We start from the raw sequence: 16,239 nt of genomic DNA on the forward strand, positions 1-16,239 counted from the left end.
CTTGTTTCTCTTTAGGGGATTTATTTAGGTGTCACTTTTCCTTCAACATCACGGTCTACTTTCATACCCGTAATTGGCAAGTAACCTAATTGCTTCACGACACCATTTTGGATGCCATCACTCATCATGTAATCGAGGAATGTTTTTACTTCGGCAGTTGGCTCGCCTTTTGTATACATATGCTCATATGACCAAATCTTCCAGTCGTTGGTTGCGACATTTTCTTCGGTCGGCTTCACGCCATCTAGCGAGAGGGCGGCAACACTATCATCCATATAAGAGAAGGCTAAATAGCTGATAGCACCTGGTGTTTGCGCTACAATCTGACGCACCGTTCCAGAAGAGTCCTGTTCTTGCGACTGGATTGGTTTAGCACCATTTAAACCCCATTTTTCAAAGGTTGCTCGCGTACCACTACCACTTGCCCGGTTGATGACGACGATTGCTTCATCTTTTCCACCAACTTCTTGCCAGTTTTTGATTTTTCCAGTAAAAATATCAACTAACTGCTCATGAGTTAAGTTATCAACGCCCACATCTTTATTCGTGACTGGTCCCATGCCTACCACGGCTACTCGGTGATCGACTAATTCTTCGGCCGGTACCCCTTCTTTTTCTTCTGCGAAAACATCTGAATTCCCGATGGTTACTGCACCATTGGCCACCTGGCTTAAACCAGTACCACTGCCGCCGCCTTGAACAGAAATCTCATAGTTAGGATTTTCTGTTAAAAACTCATCCTTAGCGGCGTCGACTAGTGGTTGTAAAGCTGTTGAACCAACCGCGGTAATTTTCGTAGCACCTTGTTCAGCACTACCACTGCTAGAGCCAGTAGCGGCACCTGAATTTCCACAAGCAGCCAATAATAAGACTGCGCTCATACTAAGACCTAAAAGTAACTTTTTCATTTTCTCAACACTTCCTTTGTTTTTTTCTTACAAGTGAATCTTAACAAAGGCGTGTAAAAGTCCGCCGACTTTCTCGTAAAAAAGACGTAAAGTTCTGTAAAGGTTGTGTTAACGTTCCGCGGCAAACAACTTGGCCAACTAGTTCTTAGCGCTAGTTGAGCTGTTGGGAACTGTTGAGGCATCAAAAAAGCTCTCGATTTTCATCGAGAGCCTTGTTTACTTACGATTTTCGCTGACATATTCGCCAATTCGGACCATGGCTTTTTTTAATTCTTCCATAGAAGTAGCATAAGAAATCCGTACATAGCCTTCGCCAGCATCGCCAAAGGCAATTCCTGGAATAACTGCCACTGCTTTTTGACGGGCAAGATCGACAGCAAAGGCCATTGAATCTTGAATCAAGCCAGCAGGAATTTTAGCAAAAATATAGAAGGCGCCGGATGGTTTGGCCACTTCAAAACCAAAATCCGTCATTTCCTGATAGACAAAGTCACGACGTAGACGATACTCTTCCTTCATGATTTGCGCGTCATTAATTCCTTCAACTAAAGCCCGGACAGCGGCTTTTTGCGAAACAGTCGCTGCAGCTGTGACTAAATATTGATGCACTTTCAATATTTCTTGTGTTAAAACGGCCGGTGCAAAAATGAAGCCAATCCGCCAGCCAGTCATAGCATGGGATTTCGATAAACCGTTAATTAAGATTGTCTGCTCTGGAATGAACTCTGCGATGGATACATGAGCTTCATCATAAGATAGCTCGCTATAGATTTCATCACTGATAACAAAAACGGGATAGTTCTGCAACACATCCGCAATTGCTTTGACTTCCGCGCGATTATACGTCACCCCAGTGGGATTGCTAGGATAGTTTAAAATAATTGCTTTGACTTGCTCGCCATGTTCAGCCATCGCCTGTTCAATCATTTCAGGCGTCAAAACAAAGCCATTACTACTAGTATCTAAATAGACAGGTTCTGCATTGGCTAAGGTAATGATGGGTTCATAGCCAGGATAAATCGGTGATGGCATCAAGACCTTATCACCAGGATTTAGAATCGTGAGAAGCGTCGCCGAAATGGCCTCAGTTGCGCCAACAGTGACTAAAACCTCTTGAACGGGATCATAGGCAACGCCGTACTTTTTCTCTAAAAACAGACTAGCAGCTTCACGGACATCTGCCAAGCCTGACATCCCAGTATAATGGGAAAAATTGTCGGTAATTGCTTGACTGGCCGCTGTTTTCACGTGTTCCGGCGTATTGAAATCAGGCTCCCCAATCGTCAATTTGATAATTCCCTCAATATCTGAAACTTGCTCATCAAAACGACGAATAACAGAGATCGCCATTTTATAAACTTGCTTATTCATTCGTTGGCTTAAATCGTTCATCATCACTCGCACTCCTTTTTTTGCTATCTTATCATATTTTGAAAAGAAGATGAATTTTTTCTATTAAGATTTCACTCTGCGGCTTAATCGTGGGAAAATGATTGCAGAACGAACTAGCTTGGCATACACTGAGAGAAAATAGGAGGTTATGTATATGAAAGGTTTACGAAATATCGCCCCTTACACACCTGGAGATCAGCCGCAGCTGACAGATATGATCAAAATCAATACCAATGAAAATCCTTATCCACCTTCTCCTAAGGTTACGGATTGCTTAGCCCAGTTAGATGTAGCCGCCCTACGACGCTATCCTACTTTAACTAACACTCATGTGAAAACACTTTTGGCTGAAAAATATCAACTACAGACGGAGAATATTCTCGTTGCCAATGGTTCTGATGAAGCTTTAGCCTTTAGCTTTCTGGCTTTTTTCAATAGCGCAGATCCGGTGCTCTTTCCGGAAATCACCTATGGCTTCTACCGTGTTTGGTGCGAACTCTTTCATATCCCTGCGGTGGAAATTCCGTTGGACGACCATTTCCAAATTCCCTTGACTGCTTTTCAACAGACCAACGGCGGCATTGTCATTGCGAATCCCAATGCCCCCACTGGACATTATTATCCTCGTGAGACTATTCTGGCCTTTGTCAAAGATCATGCGGATGTTGTGGTGATTGTCGATGAAGCCTACATTGAATTTGGCGGTGACAGCCTCGCACCCTTTGTCAATGATTACGAAAATCTAGTCGTTATTCAAACACTTTCAAAATCTCACAGTCTAGCAGGCTTGCGAGTTGGTTTTGCCTTCGCTCATCCTAAGCTGATTGCAATTGCCGAGGCGGTTAAGAATTCCTTCAATCCTTATTCCGTGGATATGATTGCCGATCAATTAGCGGCGGCGGCTTTGACCGATGCAGCCTATTATCAAAAAATCAACAAACAGATTTGTGCCACCCGCACTTGGTTTACAACGGAATTAGCCGCACTAGGGTTTACTACTTTGCCTTCTATGACTAATTTTGTTTTGACCACCCATCCAGCCCTTGAAAGTCGTGAATTATATGAACAGCTAATGGAAAAACATGTTTTTGTTCGGTACTTTACAACGCCGGCCACCATGAGCCGTTATCTGCGTATCTCGATTGGTACGCCAGCTGAAATGGAAAAAGTACTGATTCTTATCAAAGAAATTCTTGCCCCGCTAAAATAGTCTAATACTTTTGTTGTTTTAGTGTGACAGAACCGTTAGTGGTTATTACAGCCCTCCTCCGCTAAGATATGTCTATAAGCTATGAGGAGGGAAACAACATGTTGAAACGAGTGATTTTCAAATTTGAATGGGTACTATTGCTGGGACTAGGCGTGTTATTAAGCGCAGATTTACTTTATCACCTTGAAGATTATTTAGAAGGTCCTGATACACTGGGAGGTTGGGCACGAATTGTCAGCTTATTGATATTATTTGTTTTGGTCACACTTATCGCGATTCATAAATGGCAACAGGAACGGGTCCTACAACGCTATATCCACCACTTTGCTTTTTCGAAAGAAGAGTTGGCTGTGGCAGCAGGCATTCCTGATTTTGAAATCTTCCAATTATCCGATCGCCTATTAATCATTGGCGGCAGCAATCGTAAACGAGCGTTGCAAGCTCTTCATATCAAATATGGCAATTTATAACCAACTCAAAAGCCACCGATTACCACATGTGTTCCTACACTTGCTGTAATCGGTGGTTTTTTTGAACCTTGCCCCGCCTGTGAAGAAAGCGTATACTTGGCGCAGGAGGTGCTTCATGAGAAAACTTTGGCGTCTAACCGTTGTAAGTCTGTTTCTTTTACTAATAACTGGCTGTAAACAAGCAACAAAGGTGGACTGGCCGCTTTACCAAATCAAGAATGGCGAACAAACAGCCTATCTACTAGGCTCCATTCATATTGGAGAAGAAGCGATGTATCCCTTTCCTAACCAATTACTTCAGTATATCGACGAAAGCGATGAGCTGATCACAGAAGTACCACTAGCTGCTTTGATGCAGTCGCAAAGTAACGCCTCTCAAGAGCCACCTCTACTTATGGATGAATTTAGTTCGGCACAGAAATCGACCTTACTAGCGAAAATCAAAGATTATGGTTATACGGAAAAGGATTTAGAAGGAATCAATCGTTTAGGTCTGCTGCAGTTACTGCAAAAACAAATAATGACGGCAAATCGAGTTAGTAACGGCGTTGAATTCCAGATGTATGCTGAACTACAAAAACATTCTGATTGGAAGAATACTGGTTTTGAAACCTTTGATGAACAAATGGCCTTACTTCTGAAACTAAGCAATGAGCCCGCTAATGTCGATCAATGGCTTGCAGCTTTACCAACTCTAACTGCTTATCAAAAGGAAACAGAGAACCTGATCCAATCCTATATAGAGGGTAACGTATCCGAGCAACTATCCGGAATGACACCACAGGTAGCAGATCGCTTGCTAACATTACGAAACGAAAAATGGCTCTCTCAACTTATCCCAAAGTTGGAAAACGGTGACCAGCCGTTTGTTTTAGTTGGTGCAGGACATCTGCCGGGTGAACATGGTTTAATCAAACAATTAGAACATGCGGGTTATCAGGTAACAAAGCTCACTTTAGAAAAGTAACAAACAGTCCCATTTTACAAAGTAAGGTTTTTCTTCTAAAATAGGGAAAAGACTCATTGGAGGATTGATAAATTATGGCTGAAAAACATGAAGGCCTTCTTATAAACACTCGCGTATTTCAGGAGACACCGATGATGCTCACGGGCATCCAACTGTTAGAGGATAATAAAGTCGTCAATTGCTTATTGAAAGATCGCTTTCTTTCAAAGTATGTACTACGTTTACCTACAAATAAGTATATTCTTGAAGTTGAAGGTAACTGGAACCGCCGGGAACAATTAGTGATCAAACACATGAAAATCAAAAATATCGACGCCTACATCAAAATTGTAGGTACACCAGAATAGGTTGGCGAAATTGATGCGCTTAAATGTAAACTGGACCTTTTTTACCATTGGCTTAGCCTTTCTAGTATTAGGTTTATCCTCTAATCAAACCTTTTTAATCGTTGGCATGGCCTTCCTAATTCTTTCATTCATTTTTCGAAAGAAAACAAAATAGACAGATAAAAAGCGGATTTCTGTGAAGAGATCTGTTTTTTGTCTTTTGTTAGAACTAATAAGACCCACATTGTCCCTTTTGACAGTCACCCATTAAACAAACTATTTTCTCCGCTAGATTTTTTTCAGCCTTTTTAGGCCCGTAGTAAAAAGCTTTCTATGAACAATTTAAACGTTGGTTCTAATGTTTTAGAAATTTCCACTACTTTTTAATCATTTAAATAGCACTAGGTTTTCAGGAAAGGAAGTCTTTTAAATGAAGCTCAATAACATTTTCCTTTATATAGCAATTGCAAACTTTTTAGCAGCACTTTTACTTGGCCTCCTACAGACTAGCTACTTAGACAAATTTGCTAGTTTTCTATTCTTTGTGAACTTCGCAATTAATATGAATCTAGCCACCAAAAAGTCCAAAGGCGAGCTATGAGAAACCTGCTATATCTTCTGAATGGTAGTGTAACTGCATTAACAATTTGACCTATATTAGTATTAGTATACAGAGGAGAAAATTGTGTTTAATAACGCTACAAAAGAATTTCATTACGATAATTGCGGGAAAATGATCCAAACGGGTGAAAAAGTTTGGACAAAATGGAACTTTCCACCAAAATCATCTGCCACCCAATTAAAATCCCGTAAAGAGTTAGAATTTGAAAATGCCCCTATTCTCTGCCTAAATTGTGCAGAAAAACTGATTTCCAAAACCTTTTAGTAATCCAAATTGGGTTCTAAAAGCTGTAGACATAATTTTATAAATAACTAAACCTGTCCCCATATCAATAATTCATAAAAGCTAATATATTCCATTAAGGTACTTTTTTGGGTACACCGTAACACCTTGATTATCAGCAATCAAAGATGCAATTATGCTTTCTACTAATTTATGTACTTTCACTTTATTGACAAGCAAAACCTCCAGATTACGCTGGAGGTTTTGCTTGTTTTCATTTATCCAATTAACTTCGCTTATTTGATCGTACTATTTTGGTATGAAAAAAGAACGCCCTGATAGGACGTTCTTCTATTTAATGGCTTATAGACGTTCGTTTAATTCTTTTGCCAAGTCTTCAAAGCCGGGTTTGCCAAGAAGTGCGAACATATTTTTCTTGTACGCTTCTACCCCTGGTTGGTCGAATGGGTTTACGCCATTCAAGTAGCCTGAGATACCTACGGCGATTTCAAAGAAGTACATAACATAACCTAAGCTATATTCATCCATTGAAGGAATGTTTACGATCATGTTTGGTACGTCACCATCAGTATGCGCTAATAGTGTGCCTTGGAAAGCTTTCGTATTAACATAGTCGATATCCTTGCCTTGCAAGTAGCCTAAGCCATCTAAGTCATCCTCTTGAACTGGGATATTGATGTTATGGCGTGGTTTTTCAACTTTTACAACTGTTTCAAACAGATTGCGCATCCCATCTTGGACGAATTGGCCCATTGAGTGCAAGTCTGTAGAGAAGTCAGCGGCTGCTGGGAAGATTCCTTTATGGTCTTTCCCTTCAGATTCGCCGTACAATTGTTTCCACCATTCAGAGAAGTAATGCATACCTGGTTCATAGTTGATCAACATTTCCGTTACTTTGCCTTTGCGGTAAAGGATATTACGTAATGCTGCATATTGGTAGGCTTGGTTTTCTTTCAAGCTCGTTGTTGCTGCATATTCTTTACGGGCATCATTAGCACCATTCATCAATGCGTCGATGTCTGCACCACTAGCCGCAATTGGTAATAGCCCAACTGGCGTCAAGACAGTGAAACGTCCGCCAACATCATCAGGAATTACAAATGTTTGCCAGCCTTCTGCATCGGCTTCAGTTTTAACAGCACCTTTTTCACGGTCAGTTGTCGCATAGATCCGTTTGTTTGCTTCTTCTTTACCATATTTTTTGATCAATAATTCTTTAAAGACACGGAACGCGATTGCTGGCTCAGTTGTGGTACCAGATTTTGAAATCACGTTGACTGAGAAGTCACGGTCGCCAATAATGTCGATCAAATCAGCTAAGTAAGTGGAGCTGATGCTGTTTCCAGCAAAGAAGATTTGTGGTGCTTTGCGGTCTTCTTTAGAACGAATATTGTTAAAAGAATGGTGTAAGAATTCTACTGCGGCACGAGCACCTAAGTAAGAACCGCCAATTCCGATTACGACTAAAACTTCTGAATCAGATTGGATTTTTTCAGCTGCTTTTTTGATGCGCGCAAATTCTTCTTTATCGTAGTTTTCAGGTAGGTCGATCCAGCCAGTGAAGTCATTTCCTGGTCCGGTACCTTCGCGCAATGCTTTGTCTGCTGCGTCCACTTGGAATTGGATGTAGTCCAATTCATGTTCATTCATAAATGGCGCTAATTTAGAATAGTCAAATTTAATGTGTGACATTCTTTCTCCTCCTTGGTAAAAACGATTTACAGCTACTACTTTACGGCTTTTAGCCTGATATTTCAAGCAATAGCATATGTTTCTCTTTTCTTTATACCAATCCTTGGGCCATCATCGCAACAGCGACCTTTTTGAACCCAGCAATATTGGCACCTAGCATTAAGTTTCCTTTTTTGCCATAAGCTTCTGCTGTATCACGGCAGTTTGTGTAGATATTCGCCATAATATCGTCCAGCATGCTATCAACTTTATCAAAATCCCAAACTAAGCGTTCCGCGTTTTGACTCATTTCTAGCGCTGAAACAGCTACGCCTCCAGCATTAGCTGCTTTCCCAGGACAGTAGGCAACTTCTGCCTCAATGAAAGCATGAGCCGCTTCTAGGGTACAAGGCATATTAGCCCCTTCTCCAACAATTTTGACTCCTTGCTTAATCATTTGTTGTGCAGCTTTTTCATCAATCTCATTTTGCGTTGCGCATGGTAAGGCAATATCATAATCTTCGGCGAAGGCCCAAACAGATTCACCTTCAACATAGGTGGCATTGGGACGTTTTTCGACGTAACGGCTGATTCGTTCGCGGTTGCGCTCCTTCAAATCTCGCACTAATTCTAAATCGATGCCCTCTGAATCATATACGTAACCGTTAGAGTCTGAACAAGTCAGCACGGTCGCACCTAGTTCTTGTGCTTTTTGAATCGCATAGATGGCCACATTCCCACTACCAGAGACCACAACCTTTTTCTCTTTGAAGTCGTCTTCTTGGTCTTTTAATAAATGTTTTACGAAATAGACAAGCCCATACCCCGTAGCCTCGGTCCGTGTTTGGCTACCCCAAAAGCCTAGTGGTTTACCAGTCAAGACGCCAGCATCATATTGTTTTAGACGTTTATAAGCTCCGTATAAATAACCAATTTCGCGAGCACCAACACCAATGTCACCAGCAGGTACGTCGGTATTAGGTCCGATATGTTTGGATAATTCCAACATAAAGCTTTGACAGAAACGCATCACCTCCGCGTCGCTCTTGCCTTTCGGATCGAAATCACTGCCGCCTTTTCCGCCACCGATGGGAAGATCCGTCAAACTATTTTTAAAGATTTGTTCAAAGGCTAAAAATTTCAAGACGCTAAGATTGACACTTGGATGGAAGCGCAAACCGCCTTTATAAGGGCCTAAAGCCGAATTGTATTGAATCCGGAAGCCGCGATTGACACGCCAATTGCCTTCGTCGTCTTGCCAGGGAACACGAAACTGAATAATCCGTTCAGGTTCCATTAGTTGGCCTAAAATATTTTGTTCAATGTAGTCAGGGTGTTCTTCCATGAATGCTTCAACAGTCGGTAAAAATTCGTCCACTGCTTGCAAGTACTCGCTTTGACCAGCGTCTAGACGATGCACTTCATCACGTATTTGTTGGATATACTCTTTTGCTGTTGTCATAACTTCACTCCTTCGTTAGAACTATTCTCATTTTACCGTAACCTTTTCCCCTTGCCTATTCTTTCCGTTAATTTTTTTAAGCTGTCAGGTATTTTTCTTGCCAAATCGACAATCGCTTTGTGATATACTTTGCCCATGAACGGAGGAATACCATGAGAAATTATGATGTAATCGTGATTGGCGCTGGGACTGCCGGCTTGATGGCTGCGATTAGCAGTGCAGAAAACGGAGCCCGTGTCCTATTGATTGATAAGAATAAACGTGTCGGCAAAAAACTGCTGTTAACCGGTGGTGGCCGTTGTAATGTGACCAATAATCGTCCCGTTGAAGACTTGATCCGCCATATTCCTGGCAATGGCAAGTTTTTATACAGTACCTTTCATCAATTCAACAATTTAGATATTATGGCCTTTTTTGAGGAAAACGGTGTTTCCTTGAAGGAAGAAGACCACGGTCGCATGTTTCCTGTAACGGATAAATCAAAAACTATTGTCGATACACTGATGGCCAAGTGCCTAGCCTTAGGCGTAGACTTCCATCAGAAAGAAAAAGTAGTTAAATTACTAATTAAAGAACAATTGTTGGGTGTCCGTACCGAAACAGAAAAACTTTATGCCCCCTGTGTGATTATCACAACTGGCGGACGGACTTATCCCGCCACCGGCTCAACAGGTGACGGCTATCGTTTTGCGAAGCAAGCTGGTCATACCGTCACACCTCTTTACCCAACAGAATCGCCACTGGTCTCCAATGAAGACTTTATTTTAGAGCGAACTTTGCAAGGAATTTCCTTGCGGGACGTCCAATTATCAGTCTTAGACGGAAAACGCGTAGTGGTGCAACACACAATGGATCTGCTCTTTACGCACTTTGGGGTATCTGGTCCTGCTGCTCTACGTTGTTCCGCCTTTGTTAATCAACTGTTAGAAAAGCAGCCAGAAGTGACCATGGCGTTGGATCAATTTCCAGAACGCTCTCTGGACTCGCTAGTTGCCGAGTTAAGTGTCCCCTCAAAGAAAACTGCTAAAAATGCTTGGCGAACACTGTTACAAGAACGCTTGCTGCTATTCTTCTTGGAAAAAGCCGAGATTAATCCCGAAACACCCGTGGATCAGCTCAATAAAGACGCCATTAACCGGTTTGCCGGCTTGCTGAAGAGTTTTCAATTTTCCGTCTATAAAACCTTCCCACTAGAAAAATCTTTTGTAACTGGCGGAGGCGTTTCTCTGAAAGAAATCGTGCCAAAAACAATGGAAAGTAAGCTTTTGCCAGGTCTCTTTTTTGCTGGCGAAGTTCTGGATGTCAATGGCTATACCGGCGGCTACAATATTACGGCGGCCTTTGCTACGGGACACGTTGCCGGTCAACACGCTGCCGAAACCGCTAGTTATACTTTCTTGCCTAGCGAACTTGCTTAGAACCTTTTCGTTTGTCCCCTTTTAGATTGAGGCGTATGATAAATGTAACAACAATCTAGGAGGTCATTAACATGAAACGAATGTCACGGGGCAAATTTGAAAAAATGCAACAACTCTCCAATGACCAAGGTGTCATCGCTGCCTTAGCCATTGACCAACGCGGGTCGATGAAGAAAATGATGGCAGAGGCCAGCGGAGAAGAAAACTTGGTGGATCATATTTACGAATTCAAGGAATTGGTCTCACAAGAGTTGACGAAATATGTCAGCGGAATCTTGTTAGATGAACAATATGGTTTTAAAGGGATGGCCGCAAAAAATCCTAATGCCGGTTTGATTATGTCTTATGAAAAAACGGGCTACGATGTCTCTACACCTGGCCGTCTACCAGAATTATTACCTAACGAATCTTTGGACCGACTTTTAGCTAAAGGTGCGGATGCCGCTAAGGTTTTGGTCTATTATAATCCGGATGAACCACAAGAAATTCTCGACATCAAGCATGCTTTCTTAGAACGCTTAGGCACAGAAGCCTTGGCTGCTGATATTCCTGTTTTTGTTGAACCCATCGTATATGATGACAAAATCACGGATGATCACTCACCAGAATTTGCGAAGATCAAACCACGCAAAGTGATTGAAACCATCAAAGAGTTAACTAAGGAAAAATACCATATTGATGTCTTAAAAGTCGAAGTACCGGTGCTCTTTAAATATGTGGAAGGCTACAATAAAGACACAGACCCAGTTGTTTACACTCAGGCAGAAGCGGCAGACTATTTTAAAGAAGCCAGTGATGCAGCAACACGACCTTTCATCTATCTAAGTGCTGGTGTGCCAGCTGATATTTTCCGCGAAGAATTGATTTTCGCTGGTAAGAGCGGAGCCAAATACAGCGGTATTCTTGGTGGTCGGGCAACTTGGCGTGATGGCGTTGAGGTGTACGGTAAAAATGGCAAAGAAGCCTTGATCGAGTGGTTAGATACTCAAGGAAAAGAAAACGTTGAAGAGTTGAATCAAATCTTGAAAGACTACGCAACACCATGGTATGAAGCCTATGGTGGCTTAGAGAATATCGAAGTTTTCGATATTGACGTAATGACCGATTAAAGAAGCGATGTTGGGACAGAAGCGTCTAACTCCGAGAAATAAGAAGGAATTGCTTCTGCTTCCACCGTTTATTAGGATATAAAGAATCTGGGACATAACTCAAAAAGTTATATCCCAGATTCTTCTTTTTATTTTATGAGTGTTGCCAGAGTTTCAATAGGGATTTGACCTGGCGCTGAGGCGACGGCTAATGAGCCAAAAGTCGCCACTGAACCAAAGTTTGCCCCTGCGATACGACTGATCATGCCCAAATCCCCCATTGCCATCGTAATCAGTGGTTGTTTGGTTTCTGCAGATACTGTCAAGGTACCTGTTAATAAATCTAAGACGTCTTGAGGCGTTTTTGGCATGACGGCAAGCTTCCCGATATCACCACTTGCCGCTAACGTTCGGAGCGTCTCTTGTAGCACAGCGATGGCTGGTGTTTCTTGAAAATGATGGGCACTACAAATGATAGGTACCCCATGTTGATGCGCTAGTTTGCGTAGCGTGCTTTTTACCTCATCTGGCCAATGTCCTTCTACGTCCAGCGCTTCACAGAGCCCCTCATCCAGCAACCCTCTATACAAAGCCACATAGTCCTCTGCAGAAATGGCTTGCTCGCCACCTTCTGCCAATGTGCGGAAAGTCGCAATCAGTGGTTTAGTGCACTGACTTCGCAGTTGGCGGCCTATCGCTACGGTCTGCGCTAGCCCAAGAACTGTTGCCAGATGATCTAAACGCCACTCCACTAAGTCGGCAGCACTTTGCTGAGCCAGCTTGGCTTCCCGCAAAAGTTCCGCTTGATTCTTACCAACTAATGGGACGATTAGACGCGTCGTAGTTCCTAAATGAACCTCCCCGATTTTCACCAGTATCCCTCTCTTCTAGTTGATGGTGTAAACTAATACCTTTAAGTAATTGCCCTCAGCAAAACCCGGCCAAACAGCAAAATCGCCTGGCAGGCGGAAGACTTCTTCTAAGTGGTAGTCAGCGCCTTTAGCAGTCAGCGAGTCCTCCACCATTTGTTGGTATTTGGTCATATTGATATTAGCCGCATTGGTGGAAGCAATCAAGGTGCCACCCGCTGTCAAAATATCTAAAGAAGCCTCCACTAGATCCCCATAGTTTTTCGCTACGCTAAAGACGCGCTTTTTGTTACGGGCAAAGCTCGGTGGATCTAAAACAATCACATCATAGGATAGTTCTTTCCGCTTTGCATATTTAAAATACTCGAACACATCCATCACAATGATTTTTTGCTGTTCTAACGGCAAGCCATTTACCATGAATTGCTCTTGCGTTTTTGGCAGACTCCGTTTCGCCAAGTCAACACTGGTGGTCGCCTCTGCTCCGCCAATCGCTGCGGCTACTGAAAAGGCGCCTGTGTAACTAAATAGGTTTAGTACTGATTTGCCTGCAGCCATGCCTTCGGCCAAACGGCCCCGAACTTCTTTTTGATCCAAGAAAATCCCCGTCATTAATCCATCATCGAGATAAGTTGCATACTGGACCCCGTTTTCTTTGACGATTAACGGTTCTGGTGCCACTTCTCCCTCGACAAAGCGACTTTCAGGCAAAGTTGTTTCAAAACGATGCTTTTCATAGATTCCCTTAATAAATGGGCACGCGGCTTTCAAAGCCTTCAAGACCGCTTCTTTTAACTGATAAATCCCTTCGTTATACCAGGAAACCACTACAAAGTTTTCATAATAATCCACTGTCACACCACCTAAGCCATCGCCTTCACCGTTAAATAAGCGAAAAGCTGTAGTGGTTTCGTCAGAAAAATAAGCTGACCGTTTTGACGCCGCTTCAGTAAACAAAGCCGTCAAAAATGAATGATCGGGTACTTGATCTTGAAAAGAAACGACCCAGCCAGCTCCTTTATTTTGCGGGGCCAAATAGCCGACAGCTAAAAATTTTCCTTGATGGGTTAAGCGTACCCATGACGTCACTGCTGGTTTACCTGTCAGATCTTCTTTGTGGATCAGCGGGTAACCCTTTAAGATACGTTTTGCCAATTGGCTCTTGATCTCAACCGTTTGCATAATCAAACTCCTTCAAATTTTCTTCCCTCACTATACCACAAAAATCCGTGGCTACGACCCTTGTCCTACTGTCTAACCGTCTGTTTTTCAGAAAAAATGTAAGAAAAGGTTAACATCATTGAAAATAACCCTCCTATAAATTGACAGTGCAACAGTGACGCGGTAAAATTGTATGAAAGTGTGCAACAGATGGTTTGCACCATTTTTGTTTACTTACAAATCTGAAACACAGAGAGGAAGGTTCCATTGAAAAAGGTACATGTGCCAAAATGGCTCAATACACGTTTAGGCTTCTTTGGCTTAGTTACTGTCCTGATTTGGGCCAAAACAATTTTTGCCTATTTATTTGAATTTAATCTAGGGATTGAAAGCCCTATGCAGTACTTCATTCTACTTATCAATCCGATCGCGACGACGATCTTTTTACTATCGATCGCCCTTTACGTGCGGCGCACCAAGGCGGCCTACATCACCACCATGGTCATCTACAGTCTAGTGACCCTGCTGTTGTTCGCCAACGTCGTTTACTACCGTGAATTTACTGACTTTATCACTATCAATACCATGTTAAGCTCTGGTAAAGTTGCGAGTGGGCTTGGTGAAAGCGCCTTACGCCTGTTCCGTCCATACGACCTAGTCTTTATCGTAGATATTATTGCACTAGCTTTCATGCTAATCACCAAACGTATTAAAATGGACACCCGTCCAGTACGGGCACGTATGGCTATTGCGGTTTCTTCTTTAGCAGTGATGCTTTTCTCGGCAAACTTGTTTTTAGCCGAAGCCGATCGTCCTGAATTATTATCTCGGACTTTCTCACGTGACTATATTGTGAAATATCTTGGTTTGAACGCTTTTACCGTCTATGACGGTGTTTTGACTTATCAAACCAACCAAATTCGGGCCCAAGCTAGTCCAACCAACTTAGTTGAAGTTGAAAACTATGTCAAAGACCATTACGCAGCACCTAATGATCAAATGTTTGGCCTAGCCAAGAACCGTAACGTGATTTATATCCATTTGGAAAGCTTCCAACAATTCCTGATTGACTATAAATTAAAAGATGAAAATGGTGAAGAACACGAAGTAACACCATTTATCAATAGCTTGTTCCATGATAATCAAACGTTCTCCTTTGATAATTTCTTCCACCAAGTGAAAGCTGGCAAAACCAGTGATGCGGAAACACTATTTGAAAATTCATTCTTCGGATTGGATCAAGGACCACTATTCACGCAGCTAGGTGGTAAAAATACCTTTGAAGCAGCCCCTGCCATTCTTGATCAAGAAGCTGGCTACACTAGCGCTGTCTTCCATGGTAACGCCGGTACTTTCTGGAACCGGAATGAAACCTACAAACGTTTTGGCTATGATTACTTCTTTGATGCCAGCTACTACGATGTCAATGAAGACAATAGCTTCCAATACGGCTTGCATGATAAACCATTTTTCAATCAGTCCGTACAATATTTAGAACACTTACAACAACCGTTCTATACCAAGTTTATTGCAGTCTCAAATCACTATCCATACTCACAATTTACCAATGATGAAGCTGGTTTCCCAATGGCGCAAACAAGCGATGAAACCATCAACGGTTACTTTGCCACAGCCAACTATTTAGACACAGCTGTTAAAGAATTCTTTGACTATCTAAAAGCTAGCGGACTTTATGAAAATTCTGTGATTGTGCTTTACGGAGATCACTACGGTGTTTCTAACTCACGGAATCCTGACCTAGCTGAATTAGTCGGCAAAGACAAGAGTGCTTGGAACGATTACGATAACGCGTCTATGCAACGTGTCCCTTACATGATTCATGTCCCTGGTCAACATAATGGCGGAATCAATCATACCTATGGTGGCCAAGTAGATGCCTTACCTACCCTACTTCACCTATTAGGTGTTGACACTAAGAATTACATCCAGTTAGGACAAGATTTGTTCTCGAAAGAAAATGAACAAGTCGTTGCCTTCCGGAATGGTGATTTTGTAACTCCGAAGTATACCGTAATTGGTACTAGCGTGTATGAATCAAAAACTGGTCGCATTATTTCCATGCCGACCACTGAACAAACAAAAGAGATCGAGGAATTGCGGGCTAAAGTAGCCGAACAATTGAAAGTCTCTGATAGCATTACCAATGGTGACCTGCTCCGTTTCTACAATGATAGTGGCTTGAAGCCAGTCGATCCTGATACCTATTCCTATAAAGATCAGCTTGCACAGTTAGAAGCGATTGAAAAGGAAAAAGGCAAAGATTCTACCAGCGTATATAGCGAAAATGGTGACAAATCAACAACTGATAAGTACAAAACAGAAACTTATAAAGAATTACACAAGTAAACTTTGCAGAGGCGAACCATTGAGTTCGCCTCTTTTTTGATACTTCTTCATAGTTCTTTCATATT

General features: G+C 42.2%; 14 protein-coding genes. 8 read left to right on the plus strand and 6 right to left on the minus strand.

What is annotated here, in order from left to right:
• Window positions 1-20 precede the first annotated feature (20 nt).
• Together ECA01S_RS02110 and ECA01S_RS02115 are read right to left on the minus strand one after the other, a co-directional pair.
• Complete coding sequence (locus tag ECA01S_RS02110; protein ID WP_067390345.1) at window positions 21-908, minus strand: phosphate ABC transporter substrate-binding protein PstS family protein; 888 nt, start codon at window positions 906-908, stop codon at window positions 21-23.
• Between the two features lie 216 nt (window positions 909-1,124).
• On the minus strand, window positions 1,125-2,300 hold the full coding sequence (locus ECA01S_RS02115) for a pyridoxal phosphate-dependent aminotransferase (protein WP_067391097.1): 1,176 nt from the start codon (window positions 2,298-2,300) through the stop codon (window positions 1,125-1,127).
• A 154-nt stretch (window positions 2,301-2,454) separates the two neighbouring features.
• Here ECA01S_RS02115 and hisC point away from each other — a divergent pair, with 154 nt between their 5' ends.
• The 5 genes from hisC (at window position 2,455) to ECA01S_RS02140 (ending at window position 6,159) form a co-directional block, all read left to right on the plus strand.
• Window positions 2,455-3,510 (plus strand): histidinol-phosphate transaminase, encoded by a 1,056-nt coding sequence (gene hisC, locus ECA01S_RS02120; protein ID WP_067390348.1) that lies wholly within the window; start codon window positions 2,455-2,457, stop codon window positions 3,508-3,510.
• Between the two features lie 98 nt (window positions 3,511-3,608).
• Window positions 3,609-3,980: a hypothetical protein gene (locus tag ECA01S_RS02125; RefSeq protein ID WP_067390352.1), complete on the plus strand. Its 372-nt coding sequence runs from the start codon at window positions 3,609-3,611 to the stop codon at window positions 3,978-3,980.
• 115 nt (window positions 3,981-4,095) lie between these two features.
• The gene (locus ECA01S_RS02130; protein ID WP_067390355.1) at window positions 4,096-4,947 is read left to right on the plus strand and encodes a TraB/GumN family protein; all 852 of its coding nucleotides are present in this window, start codon (window positions 4,096-4,098) and stop codon (window positions 4,945-4,947) included.
• Window positions 4,948-5,021: 74 nt separating this feature from the next.
• On the plus strand, window positions 5,022-5,294 hold the full coding sequence (locus tag ECA01S_RS02135; RefSeq protein ID WP_067390358.1) for a hypothetical protein: 273 nt from the start codon (window positions 5,022-5,024) through the stop codon (window positions 5,292-5,294).
• A gap of 664 nt (window positions 5,295-5,958) precedes the next feature.
• The gene (locus ECA01S_RS02140; protein WP_067390361.1) at window positions 5,959-6,159 is read left to right on the plus strand and encodes a hypothetical protein; all 201 of its coding nucleotides are present in this window, start codon (window positions 5,959-5,961) and stop codon (window positions 6,157-6,159) included.
• 321 nt (window positions 6,160-6,480) lie between these two features.
• On the opposite strand, the gene ECA01S_RS02145 is transcribed toward ECA01S_RS02140, so the two are convergent.
• Both ECA01S_RS02145 and gdhA read right to left on the minus strand, forming a co-directional pair.
• Window positions 6,481-7,830 (minus strand): glucose-6-phosphate isomerase, encoded by a 1,350-nt coding sequence (locus tag ECA01S_RS02145; protein WP_067390363.1) that lies wholly within the window; start codon window positions 7,828-7,830, stop codon window positions 6,481-6,483.
• Between the two features lie 91 nt (window positions 7,831-7,921).
• The gene (gene gdhA, locus ECA01S_RS02150; protein WP_067390366.1) at window positions 7,922-9,271 is read right to left on the minus strand and encodes an NADP-specific glutamate dehydrogenase; all 1,350 of its coding nucleotides are present in this window, start codon (window positions 9,269-9,271) and stop codon (window positions 7,922-7,924) included.
• Between the two features lie 152 nt (window positions 9,272-9,423).
• On the opposite strand from gdhA, the gene ECA01S_RS02155 reads away from it, so the two are divergent.
• Window positions 9,424-10,689, plus strand: coding sequence for a BaiN/RdsA family NAD(P)/FAD-dependent oxidoreductase (locus ECA01S_RS02155; protein ID WP_067390369.1), 1,266 nt, complete (start codon window positions 9,424-9,426; stop codon window positions 10,687-10,689).
• Window positions 10,690-10,760: 71 nt separating this feature from the next.
• Entirely contained in the window at window positions 10,761-11,798 is a 1,038-nt protein-coding gene (locus ECA01S_RS02160) for a tagatose 1,6-diphosphate aldolase (RefSeq protein ID WP_067390372.1), read from the plus strand.
• Window positions 11,799-11,926: 128 nt separating this feature from the next.
• Here the strand turns inward: ECA01S_RS02160 and aroD are convergent, their stop codons facing one another.
• Window positions 11,927-12,649, minus strand: coding sequence for a type I 3-dehydroquinate dehydratase (aroD, locus tag ECA01S_RS02165; RefSeq protein ID WP_169792744.1), 723 nt, complete (start codon window positions 12,647-12,649; stop codon window positions 11,927-11,929).
• A 15-nt stretch (window positions 12,650-12,664) separates the two neighbouring features.
• A complete protein-coding gene (locus ECA01S_RS02170) occupies window positions 12,665-13,828 on the minus strand; it encodes a class I SAM-dependent rRNA methyltransferase (protein WP_067390378.1) in 1,164 nt (387 codons plus the stop codon).
• Window positions 13,829-14,074: 246 nt separating this feature from the next.
• On the opposite strand from ECA01S_RS02170, the gene ECA01S_RS02175 reads away from it, so the two are divergent.
• Window positions 14,075-16,174, plus strand: coding sequence for an LTA synthase family protein (locus ECA01S_RS02175; RefSeq protein ID WP_067390381.1), 2,100 nt, complete (start codon window positions 14,075-14,077; stop codon window positions 16,172-16,174).
• Window positions 16,175-16,239 lie beyond the last annotated feature (65 nt).

Source organism: Enterococcus canis NBRC 100695 (assembly GCF_001544375.1).
Taxonomy (GTDB): Bacteria; Bacillota; Bacilli; order Lactobacillales; family Enterococcaceae; genus Enterococcus_H; species Enterococcus_H canis.